The 20,053-nt window shown below is 54.6% G+C and carries 13 protein-coding genes; 7 read left to right on the forward strand and 6 right to left on the reverse strand.

Going from position 1 to position 20,053, the window contains the following annotated elements:
• The first annotated feature begins 22 nt into the window (after positions 1 to 22).
• On the forward strand, positions 23 to 1,540 hold the full coding sequence (locus MYB54_RS09730) for a cellulase family glycosylhydrolase (protein WP_094370993.1): 1,518 nt from the start codon (positions 23 to 25) through the stop codon (positions 1,538 to 1,540).
• Positions 1,541 to 1,611: 71 nt separating this feature from the next.
• Here the strand turns inward: MYB54_RS09730 and pspF are convergent, their stop codons facing one another.
• On the reverse strand, positions 1,612 to 2,601 hold the full coding sequence (gene pspF, locus MYB54_RS09735; protein WP_014915694.1) for a phage shock protein operon transcriptional activator: 990 nt from the start codon (positions 2,599 to 2,601) through the stop codon (positions 1,612 to 1,614).
• Positions 2,602 to 2,826: 225 nt separating this feature from the next.
• Between pspF and pspA the strand changes: the two genes are divergently transcribed.
• The 3 genes from pspA to pspC all read left to right on the forward strand — a co-directional run bounded on the left by pspA (position 2,827) and on the right by pspC (position 4,162).
• Complete coding sequence (gene pspA, locus MYB54_RS09740) at positions 2,827 to 3,492, forward strand: phage shock protein PspA (protein WP_010276756.1); 666 nt, start codon at positions 2,827 to 2,829, stop codon at positions 3,490 to 3,492.
• An 80-nt stretch (positions 3,493 to 3,572) separates the two neighbouring features.
• Positions 3,573 to 3,797 (forward strand): envelope stress response membrane protein PspB, encoded by a 225-nt coding sequence (gene pspB, locus MYB54_RS09745; RefSeq protein ID WP_010276759.1) that lies wholly within the window; start codon positions 3,573 to 3,575, stop codon positions 3,795 to 3,797.
• The gene (gene pspC, locus MYB54_RS09750) at positions 3,797 to 4,162 is read left to right on the forward strand and encodes an envelope stress response membrane protein PspC (protein WP_014915693.1); all 366 of its coding nucleotides are present in this window, start codon (positions 3,797 to 3,799) and stop codon (positions 4,160 to 4,162) included. Before pspB ends, pspC begins: the two co-directional genes overlap by 1 nt.
• A gap of 92 nt (positions 4,163 to 4,254) precedes the next feature.
• On the opposite strand, the gene MYB54_RS09755 is transcribed toward pspC, so the two are convergent.
• From MYB54_RS09755 to MYB54_RS09775, 5 genes are all read right to left on the reverse strand, one after another.
• Entirely contained in the window at positions 4,255 to 4,809 is a 555-nt protein-coding gene (locus MYB54_RS09755) for a hypothetical protein (RefSeq protein ID WP_248721843.1), read from the reverse strand.
• Positions 4,810 to 4,952: 143 nt separating this feature from the next.
• The gene (locus MYB54_RS09760; RefSeq protein ID WP_039314571.1) at positions 4,953 to 5,435 is read right to left on the reverse strand and encodes an immunity protein RhsI2 family protein; all 483 of its coding nucleotides are present in this window, start codon (positions 5,433 to 5,435) and stop codon (positions 4,953 to 4,955) included.
• Positions 5,436 to 5,447: 12 nt separating this feature from the next.
• Positions 5,448 to 13,247, reverse strand: a complete 7,800-nt coding sequence (locus tag MYB54_RS09765; protein ID WP_248721844.1) for a hemagglutinin repeat-containing protein — start codon at positions 13,245 to 13,247, stop codon at positions 5,448 to 5,450.
• 27 nt (positions 13,248 to 13,274) lie between these two features.
• Positions 13,275 to 13,790: a toxin-activating lysine-acyltransferase gene (locus MYB54_RS09770; RefSeq protein ID WP_181828711.1), complete on the reverse strand. Its 516-nt coding sequence runs from the start codon at positions 13,788 to 13,790 to the stop codon at positions 13,275 to 13,277.
• An 11-nt stretch (positions 13,791 to 13,801) separates the two neighbouring features.
• Positions 13,802 to 15,544 (reverse strand): ShlB/FhaC/HecB family hemolysin secretion/activation protein, encoded by a 1,743-nt coding sequence (locus MYB54_RS09775; RefSeq protein WP_248721845.1) that lies wholly within the window; start codon positions 15,542 to 15,544, stop codon positions 13,802 to 13,804.
• Between the two features lie 294 nt (positions 15,545 to 15,838).
• Here MYB54_RS09775 and MYB54_RS09780 point away from each other — a divergent pair, with 294 nt between their 5' ends.
• The 3 genes from MYB54_RS09780 to MYB54_RS09790 all read left to right on the forward strand — a co-directional run bounded on the left by MYB54_RS09780 (position 15,839) and on the right by MYB54_RS09790 (position 19,980).
• Positions 15,839 to 17,236 (forward strand): YcjX family GTP-binding protein, encoded by a 1,398-nt coding sequence (locus MYB54_RS09780; RefSeq protein WP_248721846.1) that lies wholly within the window; start codon positions 15,839 to 15,841, stop codon positions 17,234 to 17,236.
• Entirely contained in the window at positions 17,233 to 18,276 is a 1,044-nt protein-coding gene (locus tag MYB54_RS09785; protein WP_010276789.1) for a YcjF family protein, read from the forward strand. The genes MYB54_RS09780 and MYB54_RS09785 overlap by 4 nt, the downstream gene beginning before the upstream one ends.
• Before the next feature lie 159 nt (positions 18,277 to 18,435).
• On the forward strand, positions 18,436 to 19,980 hold the full coding sequence (locus MYB54_RS09790) for a M20/M25/M40 family metallo-hydrolase (protein ID WP_248721847.1): 1,545 nt from the start codon (positions 18,436 to 18,438) through the stop codon (positions 19,978 to 19,980).
• Positions 19,981 to 20,053: the final 73 nt, after the last annotated feature.

Genomic DNA, 20,053 nt, shown 5'->3' on the forward strand with positions numbered 1-20,053 from the left:
GTTCACAATGGAGATAAGGAATATGTGGATGAGAAGGAATCAAATCGTCAGGAAATTGACGTTAGGGGTGGTAACAACGGTGCTGGGGATGTCGCTCAGCTTTTCAGCATTATCCGCTACGCCGGTAGAAACGCATGGTCAGCTGTCCATCGAAAACGGACGACTGGTGGATGAACAGGGGAAAAGGGTACAGCTGAGAGGGATCAGTTCGCACGGTTTGCAGTGGTTTGGCGATTATGTCAACAAAGATTCGATGAAGTGGCTGCGTGATGACTGGGGGATTAACGTATTCCGCGTCGCCATGTACACGGCAGCGGATGGCTATATTACCAATCCTTCCCTCGCCAATAAGGTAAAAGAGGCCGTTGCGGCGGCGCAAAGCCTCGGCGTTTACATCATCATCGACTGGCATATCCTGTCGGATAACGATCCCAATATTTATAAAGCACAGGCAAAAACCTTCTTTGCCGAAATGGCTGGGCTGTATGGCAGCTCGCCGAACGTGATTTATGAAATCGCCAATGAGCCAAACGGTGGCGTGACATGGAACGGGCAGATTCGGCCTTATGCGCTGGAAGTGACTGACACCATCCGTAGCAAAGATCCCGATAATCTGATTATCGTCGGTACGGGCACCTGGAGTCAGGATATCCACGACGCGGCGGATAATCAGCTGCCCGATCCGAATACGATGTACGCGCTGCATTTCTATGCCGGCACGCACGGGCAGTTCCTGCGCGACCGCATTGACTATGCACAAAGCCGTGGCGCGGCGATTTTCGTCAGCGAGTGGGGCACCAGCGATGCGTCCGGCAACGGCGGACCGTTCCTACCTGAATCGCAGACCTGGATCGATTTCCTGAATAACCGCGGCGTAAGCTGGGTGAACTGGTCGCTTACCGACAAGGCTGAGGCATCCGCCGCGCTGGCACCGGGAGCGAGCAAATCAGGTGGTTGGACAGAGCAGAACCTGTCGACGTCAGGTAAATTTGTCAGAGAGCAGATTCGCGCGGGTGCGGATCTGAGCAATGGCGATACGCCAACTCCGCCAACGGAACCGACTAACCCAGGTAACGGAACAACGGGTGACGTCGTGCTGCAATATCGCAATGTGGATAACAACCCGTCCGATGATGCCATTCGTATGGCCGTCAACATCAAAAATACCGGAAGTACGCCGATCAAACTGAGCGATCTGCAAGTGCGTTACTACTTCCACGATGATGGCAAACCTGGCGCGAACCTCTTTGTTGACTGGGCGAACGTTGGCCCCCACAACATCGTGACCAGCACAGGGACGCCAGCCGCCAGCACCGATAAAGCCAACCGCTACGTTCTGGTGACCTTCAGCAGCGGAGCCGGTTCCCTCCAGCCGGGTGCGGAAACCGGTGAAGTGCAGGTGCGTATCCACGCGGGTGACTGGAGCAACGTGAATGAAACGAATGACTATTCATACGGTGCTAACGTCACGAGTTACACCAACTGGGATAAAATCACCGTGCACGATAAAGGCACGTTGGTATGGGGTGTGGAGCCGTAATCGCGTGCTCTTAACCTATTAATCCATTTACTCTGCGGGCGTTGATTCGCCCGCATTTTCTTTCCAGACCGTCACTCATTTACCGCAATGTCGTGTTTCTTCAGCAATCCACGCAGTTGGTGATAGGTTAATCCCAGCAGCTCAGCGGCTTTACGCTGGTTAAATTTTGCCTGATTCAATGCCCGATCAATTAAGCTTTTCTCTTGTTCCAACAGCCACGGTTTCATCTCCAGCGGTAAATCCGGCTGGCCGGTTGCCGCACGCGGTGGCGTTTCCTGAACGGCGGGAGTGCGGCGAAAAGGATTCAGAATGATGGCATCAAGAGGCTGTTCGCTGTCGCCGTGACGGTACACCGAACGTTCAACCACGTTTTTCAGCTCACGAATATTGCCCGGCCAGTCGTAATTCAGCAGCGTTTCGCGCGCGGCAGGCGTAAAACCGGGAAACAGCGGTAGATGCAATTCACGGCACATCTGAATCGCAAAGTTATCCGCCAGCAGCATGATGTCTTGTTGCCGTTCACGCAGCGGTGGGAGCTGCACAACGTCAAAAGCCAGACGATCGAGCAGGTCCGCACGGAATTTACCGCTGGCGGCAAGCGCAGGCAGATCGTCGTTGGTCGCGCACACCAGACGCACGTCAACCTGTAGCTGATCTCTGCCGCCGACGCGCTCCAGCATGCCGTATTCGATCACCCGCAGTAATTTTTCCTGCACCAGCATCGGTGCGGTGGCCAGTTCATCCAAAAACAGCGTTCCGCCGTCGGCGCGTTCGAAGCGTCCCAGATGGCGTTTTTGTGCCCCAGTAAAAGCCCCGGCTTCATGGCCAAATAGCTCGGAGTCGAGCAGATTCTCGTTGAGCGCCGCACAGTTGAGGGAAACGAACGGCCCTTGCCAACGCGGGGAAAGGTAATGCAGGCGGCTGGCGATCAGCTCTTTACCGGTACCGCGTTCGCCAATCACCAGCACGGGCTTATTTAACTGTGCCAACTGCGACACCTGTTCCAGAACCTCCAGAAAGCTGTTGGCTTCGCCCAGCAGGTTCTCTTTTTCCTGAAGCATGATGTTTCACCGTGTTATTTTTACTAACTGTTAGCGTATTTGACTAATTTAGCGGAAAGGGAAAAATAGTCAAAATTATCTATTCTTTAATTTTCAGTTAGTTAAATTGAATTAAAAGTTGGCATGCTTATTGATATACCTATAGGGAGATCGCGACTGGCTCTGCTGGTCACGGTGATAAATCAGGCGTAATCAGACGCTGGAAATCATGAAGAGGATGTAATTATGGGTATTTTTTCTCGTTTTGCCGACATCGTGAACGCCAACATCAATTCATTGCTGGATAAAGCTGAAGATCCGCAGAAATTGGTGCGGCTGATGATTCAGGAAATGGAAGATACGCTGGTTGAAGTGCGTTCAACCTCGGCGCGGGCGTTGGCAGAAAAGAAACAGATTGCCCGTCGTATTGAACAAGCGCACGGTCAGCAGGATCAGTGGCAGGAAAAAGCCGAGCTGGCGCTGCGTAAAGATAAAGACGATCTGGCCCGTGCGGCGCTGATTGAAAAGCAGAAGCTGACCGACCTGATCGCGGTGTTGCAGCATGAAGCCGAAAGCGTGGATGAAACGCTGGAGCGCATGAAGCGTGAAATTGGTGAGCTGGAAAACAAATTGAGCGAAACCCGCGCTCGCCAGCAGGCGCTGACGCTACGCCATCAGGCTGCGGCATCGTCGCGTGATGTGCGCCGCCAGTTGGACAGCGGTAAGCTGGATGAAGCGATGGCGCGTTTCGATCAGTTCGAACGCCGTATCGATACGATGGAAGCGGAAGCTGAAAGCCACGGATTGGGGAAACAAAAATCGCTGGATCAGCAGTTTGCCGAACTGAAAGCGGACGATGAAATCAGCGCGCAGTTGGCAGCACTTAAGGCTAAAGTTAAGCCAGCAGAGTAATAAGAGCGTAAACGCCATCGGATGGGCTGTCGTTAGAAAACGGCAGCCACCGGCGTATGAATAATAACTAAGGAGACACAATGAGTGCGTTGTTTCTTGCCATTCCGCTGACCATTTTCATGTTGTTTGTGGCACCGATATGGCTTTGGCTACATTACAGTCAGCGTAAAAACAGTGCTCAACTGGGACAAAACGATATGCAACGTCTGACACGTTTAACGGAAGAGTCCAACCGTATGCGTGAGCGTATCAGGGCGCTGGAAGACATTCTGGATGCAGAACACCCGGACTGGAGAAAATCGTAATGAAAAATACGTGGTCAGGTAAAACGTTATATCGCATACCGGAAGAAGGCATGCTGAAAGGGGTTTGTGCTGGTTTAGCGCGTTATTTTGACGTGCCGGTGAAGCTCCTGCGAGTAATCGTGGTGCTGTCGATGTTTTTCGGCCTGTTCTTTTTCACCATGGTGGCTTACATCATTCTGACCTTTATACTCGATCCGGCTCCTGCAGGAATGGGATTTGAGGATGAGAAGACGGCTCGCACACCCAGCCAACTGCTGAATGAGGCGGATGCGACCTTGCAGGCCAGCGAACAGCGCCTGCGTAGCATCGAGCGCTATGTCACCTCGGATACGTTTGGCGTTCAGAACCGCTTTCGTCACCTGTAATTTGTCATCGGTTATACGCTTTCGCTGACATTATCCACCGTACGACTTGCGTCGAGAGTGGATAATGTCGCGCTGCTTTTTCGCTGCAATCTCTATGATCCGATCCCACTGTGCATCGGATGCCAGCCATTTCCTTCTTTCGCGCTGTAGCGAACATTCTGTAGCGGTGCCAGTTTCCACTGACCATCACTGTCCTTCACCATCTCGCTGGCCTGTACGCGGCACTGGTAGTGCAAGGTATCGGCTTCCAACTGGAACTGATATTTTTTGCCTTTTTCCGGAACAAAGCGAGTGGTGATCAGGCATGAATATTTGCTTTCAACATAAACGTTGATAATCGCTGTTTCAACATCAGGCACTAATGGTGTTTCGTAGTAGTCAATATCGTATTTTTCTCCAGATACTTTTGGCATTCCGCGATTCTGAGTATTTTGTAACACCCATTCACTGGAACGAATAAGACCGCCAGTGCGTTTACCGTTTAGCGTTTGGTAAATACTCGTCTGTTCGGTGTTATCTACAATACGTACCCACGGGGAGTCATTGGTTTCATGGGGCGGAATGAAAAAAGAGTTGTTTGGCATAATAGAACAGCCTGAAGAGAGGAGTGCTATCATTGCCAGATTATTTCGCAGTAACTTTTTCACTTGTTTCATTCCTAATGGGTTTGAAAAGTAATGGGTATTTTACAGTAACGCTGCGCTCAGATTTTAAGACTAAAAGCTCCCCACCAGAGGTGGGGAGTGCAATATTATAAAGGCGTCATTATTTTAATTAGCGTATTTCGTTATCATTTAATTGGGTGTAAAGAAATCGCTATTTCCAGCACGATATCAGAATAGCATTTATCGCCATTGGCTGATGTTCTCTTCAGTTCATCAAGTGCATAAACGATATCCACCCTGGCTCCTGGGCGGAACAGCTTTTTATCTTCATCATCGATATGGCTATAAATGCTTTCTTCAATGACAGAGCCATCATCCAGCAGCAAACTGAAACAGTTATCTACCGGAGAGGGATCTTGTCCCGCCACATAGGTTCTTGTGATCGTGCCAGATCTGTGCAGTAAACGCATTTTTCCCTGTTCAATGCTACTCCACCACTCAGATGAGCCAAAAAGACCATTGGCTCCCTTCAAGCCCATGGCTGGCCTTGATGGATCGAGAGTCAGAGCCTGCGTTAAAGCCACTTGCTCAGGGTCCCCTTTGAGTTCTTCTGAAAGAAGATAGACAATTTTCATAGGGTATTTCGAATTTTCAAGATTTAACAGCATAATGCTTTCCTGTTATTTAACCTGTTCAAAATGGACGATGTTTTTATTAAAAATCTCCATTCCTTTGCCTTGTCCAAGTTGTGTCGTCATCTGTCCTCCTTCAACCTTGAAGCGAGTATTTGTTTCCATCCATTTACCCGTTTGGGTGGACATGTTGGGCAATTCTTTAGCAGCAGCACTGTTTGCGGCAATACCAATTTTTTCCAGTTCGGAGAAGGTACCTGGTTTAACAGTGATTTTCACTGTTATGCCATCGTACTTAGAAGAGTATGATAGCACTGGAGAAACTGATGTTTCAGTGGTCGCTGGCATCACCCCTGTTCTTTCAAACTGCCTGAATTGCTCAGGTGACATCGTTCGATAAACAATTTCATTGCCATGAACATCACGTTGCTGAACGGGACTTAGCGGATTTTTAGCTGTCGTCGCAGGAGTACCAATGGTACCCGACGTACCCTTGTTGCCTGACTGTGTTCTTTGTACGACTTTGTTGAACGCCATGCCAGCAGCAAACTTTACAACTTCCTGCGCCGATGCACCATTATCGTACAAGCTGAGGATCCCATTGACATCAACAGGCGTCATCGCTGAGGTAATGATATCGTTTTTCAGTGCCAGCTCACGGATTTTCTCATCGCTCAGCCCCTGAGCTTTCCATTCGGCAAGTTGTTCACTGCCCTTAATGGCGGCGACATACGGATTGCCAGCGATGCCCATTGGTGTCCAGTCAATGCCTGTCTGCGTATAGATGTCACCGATGAATCCAGAGTAATCAGAATCTAGCTGGCCGTCCCGCGCACCATACATCATCGTTCTGGCATAATCTGTTACGAGATAGCCGAACTCATCAGCCGTTATTGCCCCAGATTTATACATCGCGACCAGTTTTTCGCCTGCTTCTTTTTCTAATTTACGGTACTCATTGCGGATATCAGTCTGGCATTTACCATTAGAGCCACAGGCAGTAAAGCGTTCCTGCAGTTCATCCATACCACCGATACCCGCGGCTTTTAGTTTTTCATACAGCGCGCGGCCTTCTTTACTCAGTTTCTCAACGCCGTACTTATTGGACAGCAGGTTATAATCAACGGCATTTTTACCTGCATCATGTCCCGCCACAGCGCCTGCGGATGAATCAGTTGCCAGTCCTGCTGCCATGGTCGCCGCCAGAGAAGCCAGATTGCTGACTTTCGCTCGCTCAGCGTCACTCAGCGACTCCACTGTTTTACCCGGATAGAGATAGTCGACGATAGCGCGTGCCGCCAGTTCACCCCCCGCCGCACCGACTGCACCCGCAGTGGCGTTTGAACCAGAAAGCTCGGCCACCACGCCGCCAACGATGGCGTGACCAATGGCATTTGCCGCGATCTGCCCGGCGGTTGGATTGTCACTATTTTGCAGAGTTAAATCGCGCACCGTGCTTGACAGATAAGGTGCAGCGCCCTGAGCCAGCGCTTTCAGTGGATCACCACCTGCCAGCGCAGTGATGGCGGCCGCTGCGGCACGAATACCTTTATTCAGCTCACCACCCGCTTTGTATTGATCGTTGATGTCCTTATACGCGGCGGTATTTTGTACACGGTCCCAATATTCCTGACGTGTCTCCTTGGTCTCATCCCACTCACCAGCCGCTTTAATTCCCGCGTTATTCGCCATAATCTGGCCTTGGCTCAGGGTGATATCCACACCCTGATTCACCACGTCACTAATCAACCGCAACTGGCTCAGACGCTGCTGTTCCTTCGCCTTATCAAAGATTGGGCTGATGCTTTGATTCGCATGCTCAACATCGCGGCTCAGTTCACTGACATCCTGCTGCTGGTTCGCCTGGTCACGGATAATCAGCGATCCCGGCGAAACGGCGGCATAGGTGGTGCCGGGGGCATTCCCATCGCTACCACCCGCTCCCAGACCATTCGCCGCCAGATTCTGTACGGCATTTTTCAGCAGATCCTGCGCGCCCAGCCCGCCAGTGCTGATACCGACGCTGCTGTGCGATACTTCAAATTCTGCACTATTGTCGATATTGCTGAAGCCCAGCGTGCCGGTATCGAGACGGTTTTTATCTTCGCTGGCGGTGCTGCCAATCACTGCGCCATCCAGTTGCGTGTGGTTGCCTACGGTGATATCGAAACCGCCGTCACCGGCGAAGATACCGGTCTGCTCCTGCACGCTGTTATAGGTGCTGTGGATTTTATCTTTGGCGACGCTGGCACTGACGCTGCCGGTCATACTACCAAAGGTAAAGCTGGCACCTGCTGAGCTGTTCTTCTGCTTCGAGTCATAGTTATTGACGTCCTGTTCACTCTGTAGCGTCAGGTCACGTCCGACATTCGCCACCACCTGATCGGCACTCAGCTGTGCGCCGCGCAGGGTGGTGTCGCGTCCGCTGTTAACCGTCAGCTTATTCCCGGCATCGACAGTGGTTTCGGTGTGGGTCAGGCCATCGCCATTTTCGTTGCCGGAACCTTTACTGGCGTTAGCAAATACGCTGATTCCCGCACCGCCTTGTCCAGCGCCGATGCTGACGCCCACGCCGCCGCCGCTACTGCTGTTTTTGCCGGTCTGCAACTGGGTATTCTGCGCCGACAGCAGGTTGATATCGCGGTTTGCCGACAGCAGCACATCGTTGCCCGCTTTCAGCTGGCTGCCGCCGATGGTCAGATCGCCATCTGCGCCATTTTCTGAACCGGTCGCCACCAGATTGATATTGTTGCCCGCCTGCACGGTACTGCCGGAAGCGTTAACCGCTTCGCTGTGGCTCTCGCTCTTCGACTTTGAGGTGCTCAGCGACAGGCTGACGCCAATGGCATTCTGATCCGCGGTATTCTGCGAAGCCAGTACCGCGGCCTGAGCGGCCTGTACGCCTGCCAGACCTGATTTCAGCTTCTGCAGCGATGCCATACGGCCATCCTGCTGTTCATCAGCGGCTTTCGCGCTGGTGTAAGCGGCATTAATCGCGCTGCCTATCGCGCCGGACAGCGCCAGCGTCAGACCCGTCTGTTTACGCTCATAGGTGGTGTCGGTGGTGCTTTGGTTATTCGCAGCATCAATGGTGATAGTGTTCGCCACCATATTGATGTCGTTACCGGCGATCACATCGGAGCCCTGCACGGCGATATTATTGCCTGCCACCAGACTGGTATCGCCATTGACACTGCCCAGCGTGCTGTTGTTGTGTGTCAGCGCCGCAGTATCGGAGGTCGAACTCTCTTTGATTGAACCGACAAAGAAGCCAATGCCGCCGCTGCTCATCAGGCCCGACTTGGTGGTTTTCTTCATCGACCAGCTGTCGCGGCTTTCTTCTGCCGCCGTGACGTTGAGGTCGTTACCGGTACGCAGTGCCAGATCCCGATCAGCCGCCACATCGCTGACGGTGATATTCAGATTGTTACCCGCGCTGATGGAGATATTTTCCCCGCCCAGACTGCTGCCGTTCGCCAGCGTGGCATCGTAGCCGGCGCGGGTGGTCGTGGTGCGTTTCGACAGGAAGCCGGAACCTTTCACCTTGGAATTCATATCCAGATATTCCTGGCTGCTGGCGCTGCCGAGGTTGATATCATTGGTGGCGGTCAGCGCAAGCTGCCGATCGGCATTCAGTTTTGCCGCCTGGGCGTTAATATTATTGCCGGCATTCAGCGAGATATTGCCGTCGCTGGTGACTTCACTGCCCTGTACCTGAGTCAGCGTCTGCGTGACGTGGTTATCTTTATCCCACACGACTTTGTCGCTGCTGCCGGTGGTGACGGTGGTCATAGTGATGTCGCGATTAGCCGCGATCTGCGTCTGGCTGTTTTCACCGGAGCTGACCACCTGCGCGGCCTGCAGATTGACATCACGGCCTGCCTGCAGCAGCAGTTTGCCATCGTCACCCTGCACATACATGCCTGCCACACGGTCGATATTGTCGCGGCTGAAGTGGTTACTGCCGTTTTGACTTTCCGCGTGGTTGGTTTCGCTAGCAACGGTGATATCGCGTCCGGCTTGCGCCAGCAGGGTATCGGTGGCACGCACCGTGCCGCCAGTGTTAGTGATATCGTTGGTCGCCTGCAGCGACACGGATTTACCGGCGATGATGCCGCCGACGTTAACGATATCGTCGCCAGAAACGCTGACCAGCTGTGTGGCGCTGATACGTCCGCTGTTCAGCATGCCGCCGCTGACGCCAATGCTGATGTTCTTACCGGCCAGCAGCGCGCCGCTGCCATCCATATCGCCTTGCTGCACCTGCGCATACACCTGCGGTACCAGCACGTTCTGGGTGGTGCCATCTGGCATCTTCACATCCTGCGCCACCAGCCACACCATATCCTGAGTGATCTGCTTCATCTGCTCTGCAGTGAGCGCCACGCCCGGCACCAGATTGAATTTCTTCGCGAAGCTGACGCCCGCTTCCATCAGGCCCTTATACTGCTCTTCATCGCTGGTGTAGTCGGCGAGATAGCGCTGGCCGACCAGCTCAACGATCTGCTCGCGTACCAGACGTTGCTCATAGAAACCATCGCCGAGGCGTTTTTGCGTGATCGACGGGTCGGTCTGCAACTGGCGCAGCATATAGTCGGAGCTCAGCCAGATTCTCTGATTGGTGAAGCGCGGATCGGTTTCGATCAGATAGCTGCTGGTGGCATCCGGCAGGGAGGTGAACAGGCTGCCAGTTGGCAGGGAAGCATCCGGTGTCATCGAACGAATGACATCAGTGTTCTGTCCGGCCACTTCCACGCGCTGCGCGGCATACTCAGCCAGCGATGGTGCGCTGCTGGTCGCCTGGGTATGCTCCTTCATCACGGTCGGGCTGAGGCTGATGGACTGAATTTCCGTTGGCGGTGTATAGGCCGAAGCGCGTGCTTTCTGGCTGTCTTTGCCTTTTTTATGGATACGATCCCATTCGATGACCTGACCGACTTTTTCCGTCAGTTTCTGGCCAGTGACTTCGGTATTCACCAGTTCCTTCACTGCCGTCAGCAGGGTGCCACCGGCAATAATCTGGCTCTTGTCGTTCAGCAGCTTATCGCCGGAGAGCGAAATCTGACCGCCCGCGATGATTTTCGCCGGGTCGCTCTGGGCGATCTGCTCTTCGCTGATGGTCTCGGTATAGCTGTACTGATAGTAATGGTCGCGACCACACACCACGCCTTCGATACAGATATGGCGCACTTCATTTTTGTAGAAGCTGATGTTGTAGTCGTCAGGACTGTAGTGGACGCCATTATTCAGGTCCACCACCATGTACTCATCTTTCTGTCGCTGGGACAACTGCACCATACTGGTGGCGAAGTTGTCATTGATATTGTTCAGCGTGGTGAAGCTCAGCGCCATATTGCCCACAGATTCGATAGTCGAGCTGTGGTTGTTAATTTCGCCTGCCTTGCCGGTCGCCAGCGCGTCCGCATCCAGCGCGCCGCCGATGGCTATATCACCATTGCTGTAGATCAGGGAGTGGTCGCGGTTATTCAGCGTACCGATGCCCAGATCCAGACGTTGGCGCGCCGCGATGGTGGCGCTGCTGTTATTTTCCGCCAGATTATTCAGCGTCGCTGCGCCGATCGCCAGGCCGTCGCCATAAATTCGGCCGGTGCCGATATTGTTGACGGTGCTGGCGTTGATGCGGGTTAGGACGCCGTCGATAAGGCCGCGGTTGCTCAGCGTATCGCTGGCGTTCAGCGTGGTCTGTTGGGAACGTAGTTCGCCAGTGGTCTGGTTGTCGATGTTGCTGGCCTGCACATTCAGCTTACCACCTGCGCCAAGCAGCGCCGTGTTGATCAGGCTGTTATTGACGTTCAGCGTTAGATCGCCATTTGCCAGCGTTTTATTGTTGTTACTGAAGTCGTCCGCGAAGCTGAGATCCATATCGCCAAGCGACAGAATTTCACCGCTGCCATTAATCTCGCGACCGCGGAAGGTCAGTTGCTGACCCGCCACCAGACGACCACCTTCATTGCTGATACGCAGATCGCTGCTGGTGGCTGCGGTGCGGGCGAGGGCGCTGCTGTTTTGCTGATCGAGCGTCAACTGCTTATTGGCGGAGATCTGTCCTTGGTTGTTATTTAGCACCGGCGTGGCGATCGCCAGATCGCTGGCTGCGGCCAGCGTACCGCTCTGGTTATTCAGTTCACTGCTGGCCGCAACATCCAGCGCGCCGGAGCCGGCCGCCATAATGGTGCCGCCCTGGTTATTCAGGCTGGCGCTCTGTACGCTGAATTTTTTGGCATTGGCGGCGATGCGGCCATTCTGGTTATCAATGCTGTTAATGCTGAGTTGCAGATCGCTGTCACCGCTCTGCAGTAACTTGCCACCGCGGTTACTGATAGCCGGCGTGTTGACCTGCAGTGCATTGGCGTTAATCACGCCGCGATCGTTGCTGAGTTTACCGGCGGCGGAGAGTTTCAGATCGCCGCTCGCCAGCAGCTGTGCGTCGTCGGTGATGATATCGCTGCTGCTGGTCAGCGTGGCGTGATGTGCGGCGGTATCGCTGCCGCTGAGATCAATCTGGCTGGCGCTGGCGTTCAGATTGCCACCGGCCAGCGCCTGACCCCGGCTGGTCAGTTTACCGTCGCTGGCGAGTGTCAGATTGCCGCTGTCGGCTAGGGTGCCATCGGTTTTCATTCCGGCGGCTATGGCCGCGCCTTTGCTGTTGCGGATGCTGGCACCGCGCACACTGGTGTTGCTTTTGGCGGCAATAAGGCCGGTATTCGTCACTTCGTCGCTGACGGTAGTGCTCTGATCGCGCTGGGCAAACAGGGTGCCACTATTATCAACTTTTTTACCGCCCAGCAGCAGATCCTGACCGGCATTGATCGTACCGCTGTTGACGATATCGCCATTGGCGTTAATGGTGATGTCACCCGCCTGACTGCCAAGCGTCCCTTTGTTGCTGACGCCGACCCCTTGCTCGGTCGCCACCAGGCGGATTTTACCGGCATACATGCCGCCCAACTGGGCGACGTCGATCGCCAGCGTCGGTTTGACGTCGCTGCTGTCGCTATCCGTTGCGCTGCTGGCTGTGGCCGTGCTGTTATCGGCGGCCACCTCGTTTTTACCGGTGGTGACGGTCACATCTTTTGCCCAGATACCGGCATTGACCTTCACGGTGCGGGCAATCAGGTCGGTGTAATCCTGACGGCTGCTGTCCATGCCAGCGCCTTCCACCACGATTTCACCCTTGCCCACGCGGTAACCGCGCAGTTCACCGTTGGCCATCTGCGGCGTGCCGGTGGTCAGCGTGGCGCGGTTGGCGTTAATAAAGCCACAGCCGTCGCAGCTGATGCCCGCCGGGTTGGCGATGACCACCTGCGCCTTACGGCCTGCCACTTCGACATAACCATTCAGCTTGCTCGGGTCGCGCGAGTTGACCTCGTTAAGAATAATTTTGGCTTCGCCTTTCGCCAGCCATGGGTTACCCGCCACCCAGCCACCCATCTGAGTCTGCACCTGTTTGTGCGAGTTATTAAGAATCGCACCTTTGTTATCGACGTCAAACTGGGTGTATTTGTTATGCGAAACACCACCGGCGCTCGGCGTCTGGATATTGACCTGCGGCGTGCCGTTGGCGCTCTGCATCACATTCGGCTGCTGGCCGCCCGGGGCGCTCTTGTCGGCGACAATTCCGGCCGCCAGCGCCTGTGGCGCGAGCGTGACCAGACCGAGTGCAGTCATGGTCAGGAAGGCGGTAGGCTTCATGCGGCCAATCAGCTGGCTCAGCGTATGGCCGACGCCGTTGGCACCGCTTTTACCCTGGCCGCGGTTGATTTCGGAAACCACCATTAACAGGCCGCGAGCCTTGTTGAAAATGATGCGATAGAGGTTCTTATTCACGAAAAGTTATCCCTGCTAAAAGTGATGTTAAGCAACCAGCGGCGTGTTCTGCTGCCAGAGTCTGAATTGTTGTTGGGTGACGTCATCGCCACGGAATTGCAGTACCCGTTGTCCGCGTTCCGCCCCTTTGTGGTACAGCGCACGGCCACATAAGTGGGGAAACAGCGTGCCGCCGACGATGCGACGAAATGCCTGCTGATCGCCGAAGGGCGCGACCCAGTCGCGGAACCACAGGCGGTTGCCGCTGGTCCAGTCCTGCGGCTGTACCAGGATGCCGGGGCCGGTGAGGTAGCGCTGTTCCGCTTCTTCGTCCATCCACGCCCAACTGAGGAAAAACATGGGCTTGTCATCGCGGCTGGCAATAACAAACTGCTGATGTTTGATGGCGGGCAGCAGCAGCGTCGGCAGCACACTGAGCGGAATATCGCGGTGCTGTTCCGAATGGATCCACAGCCAGACCGCCGCGCCAAGCGCTTCCGCTTCGCTGAACTGACCGCCGAGCAGCGGGGCGGTTAACTGATAGCCATTAACAGGAATCTTCATCACGCGCCTCCTTAGTACTGCCAGCTGAGGTTGAAACCGAGGGTGACCGGGCTGGTGTGGAAACCTTCTGGTTTAGAGAACGGCACACCAACAAACAGGTCGTAGCCGGTGTTAAAGGCGTTACCGCGCAGACCAAGCACGCCGCCCGCCAGATGTTTTCCGGCGAGGTAATCACGTGTGCCGTCCACTTCGCCGTAGTCAGCACCGAGATACAGTTCCTGATTAGGGAGCGGGGTGCGCCAGGCCAGATCGTTGCGCACGAACCAGCCGTTGTCGGCCGTCAAGGTGCGTTCACCATCAAAGCCGCGCACGGTCCAGCGGTTACCAATCGACAGCTGATCCTGTGGCGTCAGTTTGGTATGGTTGATCTGGCGCAGATACTGCACGTTGTAGCGGAAGGTCTGATTGCCCAGCGTAAACGGCATATCGAGTTGTGCATTGAGTTGGATAATTTTCGCCAGCGCGGTGCCTTCATCGAAATACTCTTCCTGCGCCGGAATCGCGCCGAACCAGCGGGTGCCGCGCTGGTAGCTCACTGCGGCATCAAGGGTGGTGGCACCGAAGTAGTGGCGATGCTGCAGACCCAGACGCCAGGCGCTGGTTTTACGCCGCTGCACATCCACTTCGGTATCGTTGACGAAGTTCTGCGATTCGCGCGTCAGAATTTCATAGCTCATTGAAGTTTTCTGACTGCCGCTGCGGTGCAGCACCCGGCTCAGCTGGAAGTTAAGGTTTTTGCTGTTGCCGCTGTAGTTATAGTCTTCATACGCGCCAGCCACATTCTGGTTGTAGTCGTAGCCGCTGGCGGTGACGCCCGCCATCCAGTAACCGAACGGTACGGAGTAGTGCAGCATGTAGTTCTTGCTGCCTTTTTCGCTGCCGGATTCAAGGTCATGGTTGCCGGAAATGTAGAACAGGTCGCTGAGTGAGAAGGGATTATCGATATACAGCGTCAGGCCGCCCTGATAACGACCGGTGGTTTCGGTGCCTGAATCATCGAGCGTCGCGCCGAGACGCCACATTTTTTCCTGTTTCCAGGTGACGTCAATGTCGCTTTCACCGGGCTGTTCGCCCGGCACAATCGCCATCTCTGCCTGTACGGTGGGCACGCGCTGCAGGTTTTCCAGTCCCTGCTCAATGTCACGCAAATCCAGCAATTCGCCTTCACGCGCCGGCAGGGCGCTCCAGAGGCTCACGTAGCGATCGCTCTCTTTGGTCAGTTTGACCTGGCGCGTTTTGCCCGGAATCAGGGTGATATGCAGGGTGCCGGTTTTCAGGTTTTGCGGCGGCGCCATTACGCGCGCGGTGACGTAGCCATGGTCGATCAAACGGTTTTGCAGTGCGCTCATCAGCAGGTTGACACCCTGAGCGCCCAGGCACTGACCTTTACCCTGATCTGCCAGCTGTTGCAGCGGGATACGCAGCCAGGAGGGGAAATCGTCTTTGCCGGTCAGTATGATGTGATACAGCGTAAAGCACTGTTGCTCCTGCGGGAATTGCAACTTAGTAAAGAATGAGGAAGGTGGTTGCAAACGCACATCAGGCGTTTGCGGCGCTAATTGCTGCTGCATCGCACGCTGGCGATCCTGCTGATTGATATTTAGCTGTTCATCCACCCGGTTCGGTGCGGCAAGAGGCGTCAGATTATTATCTGCTGCCCAACTGCTTGCTGAGGTGGTCAATAAAATAAATAGCGCAAGCGGGCTGAGACGCGCAGGTTGATACCCGTCAGTGAATGACGCATTCCGTAGCATAATGAATTAACCTGAATTATTAATTGTTATTGGGATACCATTCGTTTCCAGAAACAATTGGTTACTTGGCACAATTTCAGGTTATATACGTTAACAATTTGTTGGCTAAGAGTTGTCTTATTGCTTGCTAAGAGTTGTCTTAAAAATATCGTTTCTTTACATTTTGGCGGTAAAAATACGGTATGAGATAGGTAAGCGGGGTTGAACTTATATCGGCGTGAGCGTGAGGCGTTTGTCTGATTTTATTATATTGATACGATATATCTCTCAACCAAAGGAGTAATGGTTCATTCGATGAGTCGACTACAGAACGAAATTAACTCTCTGGTCAATCGCGGCGTGGATCGCCACCTGCGGATTGCCGTCACCGGGTTGAGCCGCAGTGGCAAAACCGCGTTTATCACCGCGTTCGTCAATCAATTATTGAATACCCACAGCGGTGCACACTTGCCGATGTTTTCTCCCGTGCGCGAAGAGCGTTTGCTGGGGGTGAAACGTGTACCGCAGCGCGATCTGGGCGTGCCGCGCTTCGCTTATGATGAAGGCATGGCCGCGCTGTATGGTTCGCCGCCGGCTTGGCCAACGCCAACGCGCGGCGTGAGTGAGATTCGTCTGGCGCTGCGCTATCGCTCTAAGGATTCGTTGCTGCGTCATTTCAAAGACACGTCGACGCTCTACCTGGAAATTGTCGATTACCCCGGCGAATGGCTGCTGGATCTGCCTTTGCTGGAGCAGACCTATTTGAGCTGGTCGCAGCAGATGGGTGGTTTGCTGCAAGGGGGACGCACCGAGTGGGCTAAACCCTGGCTGGCGCTGTGTGAGAAAATCGATCCGCTGGCCCCAGCGGATGAAAACCAGCTTGCCGAGGTGGCGCAGGCTTACACCGACTATCTGCATCGCTGCAAACAGGAAGGGCTGCACTTTATTCAACCGGGGCGATTTGTGCTGCCGGGCGATCTGGCGGGTGCGCCGGTGCTGCAATTCTTCCCCTGGCCGCAGGTGAGTCAGATCGGTGAAGCTAAGTTGGCGCAGGCGGATGAGAAAACCAACATCGGCATGCTGCGCAAGCGTTTTGACTATTACTGTCAGTCGGTCGTCAAAGGATTTTATAAGGATCACTTTGTGCGCTTCGACCGGCAGATTGTTCTGGTCGATTGCCTGCAACCGCTCAATAGCGGCATTCATGCGTTTAACGATATGCGGCTGGCGCTCACCCAACTGATGCAAAGTTTTCATTACGGGAAGCGCACGCTATTCCGGCGCTTGTTCTCGCCCTGCATCGACAAACTGATGTTTGCGGCGAGTAAAGCGGATCACATTACCGCCGACCAGCACGCCAATCTGGTGTCGCTGCTTCAGCAACTGGTGCAGGAAGCGTGGCAGAATGCCGCGTTTGAAGGCATCGACATGCGCTGCGAAGGCATTGCGTCGATCCAGTCAACGCAGAGCGGGGTGGTCGATCATCAGGGACAGAAAATTCCGGCGCTGAAAGGGCATCGGCTCAGCGACGGTCAGCCGTTGACGGTCTACCCCGGCGAAGTGCCTGCGCGTTTACCGGGGGCGGCATTCTGGCAAACGCAGGGCTTCCATTTCGATCAATTTCGTCCGCGAGAAATGACGGTAGACACGCCGTTGCCGCATATCCGGTTGGATACGGTCATGGACTTTCTGTTAAAGGATAAATTGCGATGAACGAGCCACTGAAACCCCGCGTCACGTTCGATGACGTTTCACCGCAAGAGCCACAGCCGCAGTTGCGTGCCGGGTTAGCATTTGATGAGCAGAGCGGCACGCCGTTTTCCCCGATCAGCCGCGAAGAAGAAGTACCGGAAGAAGGCGCGGCGGAAGAGGCGATCAGCGCGGCGCTGCGGCCGAAGCGTAGCCTGTGGCGGCGTATGGTGATGGCGGGAATCGGGCTGTTTGGTGTTAGCGCACTGGCACAGGGCGTGCAGTCACTGCATAACGCCTGGGTACAGCAGGATTGGATCGCACTGGGCGGCATTACCGCAGGCAGCCTGATTGTGGCGGCGGGCGTCGGCTCGCTGGCTGTCGAGTGGCGACGTCTCTACCGCTTGCGGGAGCGGGCAGAAGAGCGCGACGTGGCTCGCGATCTGTTACATAGCCACGGCGTGGGGCGCGGACGCGAATTTTGTGAAAAGCTGGCACGACAGGCGGGGCTGGATAGCGGCCATCCGGCGATACAGCGCTGGCAGGCTTCGCTCCATGAAACCCACAATGACCGTGAAGTGCTGGAGCTTTATGCGCGTCTGGTTCAGCCCGTACTGGATACGCAGGCGCGGCGTGAAATCAGCCGCTCGGCGGCGGAATCCACCTTGATGATCGCCGTCAGCCCGCTGGCGTTGGTGGATATGGCATTTATCGCCTGGCGCAACCTGCGCCTGATTAACCGTATTGCCGCGCTGTACGGTATCGAACTCGGCTATTTCAGCCGCATTCGCCTGTTCCGACTGGTGCTGGTCAATATCGCGTTTGCTGGTGCCTCGGAGCTGGTGCGGGAAATTGGCATGGACTGGATGTCGCAGGATCTGGCCGCTCGGCTATCAACTCGCGCTGCACAGGGCATTGGTGCAGGGCTGCTGACCGCGCGCTTGGGTATAAAAGCGATGGAATTGTGCCGCCCACTGCCGTGGCTGGATGACAAACCGCGCCTCGGCGATTTCCGCCGCGAACTGATTGGTCAGGTAAAAGAAACGCTGCAAAAAGGGCGTTAGGGGTGAAGACGATGGTACAGGCAATGTGCCATCGTTGTTTTATCGTGGCTTAACAATGAAATGCAGTACAAGCCGCGTGCTATTTTGGCAGACAGTACCCTTGTTACAAAATCGTGTGTAGGATAAAAACTCCTCATTTCTGTATAACAGGACGTTTTTATGATTCCCGGTAAAAAATTGACGCTGGCAGCACTGTCGCTGTCGGCAGCCATACTCTGCTTACCTGCCAGCGCACAGCTGGTACTGGCACCCGCCGATGCGGAGCGTTACGCGCAACACAGCTTCCCTGAATATCTCGAACTACTCACGTTGCCAAATGATGCTGCCGTGCCTGCGGATATCCAACGTAATGCCGACTGGCTGGAAAAGGCGTTTCAGAAGCGTGGCTTCACCACGCAACAGCTGGCAAATGGTGATAAGCCGCTGGTTTATGCTGAGCTGGGCACGCCAAAAGCCGATCGTAAAACCATCTTGTTCTACATGCATTTTGACGGACAGCCCGTGAATCCCGCCGAATGGCAAACGCCGCCGTGGCAGCCCGTACTGAAAGAAAAAGACGCTGCGGGCAAATGGCAGACGCTGCCTGAGTCACGTCTTCTGAAAGGGGATATCAATCCAGAATGGCGCCTCTTTGCCCGGGCATCGGCCGATGATAAAGGGCCGATCGTGATGTTTCTCGCCGCCATAGACGCAATGAAAGATAAAGGCGTTGAACCTGCGGTCAACATCAAAGTGCTGCTGGATTCTGAAGAGGAAAAAGGTTCGCCCGGCCTGACAAAGGTCATGGCCGACAATCTGACGCTGCTGAAAAGTGACGGTATGGTGATTTATGACGGCGCGATGCCGTCCAGCAATCGTCCTGGCATCAACTTTGGTAATCGTGGGTCAATCCAGATCGATATGACGGTTTTCGGTGCTAACGCGGCGGCGCACAGCGGCGGTTATGGCAATGTCATCCCCAATCCAGTGCAAAATTTGGCCATGCTCTTGGCTAGCATGAAAGATGAAGACGGTAAGGTCACGATCCCCGGTTATTATGACCGCGTCACGCTTAGCGAGAGCGATAAAAAACAAGTCGCAGAGACCGCACCACCTGCGGGTTCGCTGGAGAAACGCTTTGGTGTCGCTCAGTTAGAGAAGGTCGCCAGCAATGCGGCAGAGGCGGTGCAATATCCTTCGCTGGATATTCTCGGCATTAAAGCGGGCGACACGGGTAAAAAGGCTTCGAACGCCATTCCATCAACCGCGACGGCCAGCGTGAATATTCGCACCGTGCCGGAGACGCCGCCGGATGATATGTATGCGCTGTTACGCCAGTATATCGCCAGCAAAGGCTTTCATATCATTGCCGGTGAAGCGCCTACGCAGGCTGAACGCGAACAGTATCCGCATCTGATTTCCCTTAGCCTGACGGCCTATCCGAGCAGCGCCTATGCGGCCAGAACCGAGATCGATTCCCCGCTGGGGCACTGGGCGGTTGCGACTACAACCGCACCGCGCGGCATCGCACCGGAGAAGAATCGTATGATGGGCGGGACGTTGCCGATGAGCGGCGCGGTCAGCGTATTGAAAGTGCCTTACGTCATCGTTCCTCTGGTGAATGCCGACAATAATCAGCATAGTTTTGATGAGAATTTACGCCTAGGTAACTATCTGGAAGGCATTCGAACCATTGTGGCGATGGCGACGACGCCGCTGTCTTAACCCCGTTTCGTCATTGACGTGGAAAAAACGTACAGATGTGTCAACTTTTGCTGCCACCTTACTTCATCCGGTG

The sequence above is a fragment of the Pectobacterium nicotianae genome (assembly GCF_023272715.1).
In the GTDB taxonomy this organism is placed as follows: Bacteria; Pseudomonadota; Gammaproteobacteria; order Enterobacterales; family Enterobacteriaceae; genus Pectobacterium; species Pectobacterium brasiliense.

Bases quoted from the DNA above. Each gene is read 5' to 3' on its own strand.
- MYB54_RS09730 (WP_094370993.1), top strand. From the start codon at position 23: ATGTGGATGAGAAGGAATCAAATCGTCAGGAAATTGACGTTAGGGGTG.
- MYB54_RS09790 (WP_248721847.1), top strand. From the start codon at position 18,436: ATGATTCCCGGTAAAAAATTGACGCTGGCAGCACTGTCGCTGTCGGCA.
- pspB (WP_010276759.1), top strand. From the start codon at position 3,573: ATGAGTGCGTTGTTTCTTGCCATTCCGCTGACCATTTTCATGTTGTTT.
- MYB54_RS09775 (WP_248721845.1), bottom strand. From the start codon at position 15,544: ATGCTACGGAATGCGTCATTCACTGACGGGTATCAACCTGCGCGTCTC.
- MYB54_RS09770 (WP_181828711.1), bottom strand. From the start codon at position 13,790: ATGAAGATTCCTGTTAATGGCTATCAGTTAACCGCCCCGCTGCTCGGC.
- MYB54_RS09780 (WP_248721846.1), top strand. From the start codon at position 15,839: ATGAGTCGACTACAGAACGAAATTAACTCTCTGGTCAATCGCGGCGTG.
- MYB54_RS09785 (WP_010276789.1), top strand. From the start codon at position 17,233: ATGAACGAGCCACTGAAACCCCGCGTCACGTTCGATGACGTTTCACCG.
- pspF (WP_014915694.1), bottom strand. From the start codon at position 2,601: ATGCTTCAGGAAAAAGAGAACCTGCTGGGCGAAGCCAACAGCTTTCTG.
- MYB54_RS09760 (WP_039314571.1), bottom strand. From the start codon at position 5,435: ATGCTGTTAAATCTTGAAAATTCGAAATACCCTATGAAAATTGTCTAT.
- pspC (WP_014915693.1), top strand. From the start codon at position 3,797: ATGAAAAATACGTGGTCAGGTAAAACGTTATATCGCATACCGGAAGAA.
- pspA (WP_010276756.1), top strand. From the start codon at position 2,827: ATGGGTATTTTTTCTCGTTTTGCCGACATCGTGAACGCCAACATCAAT.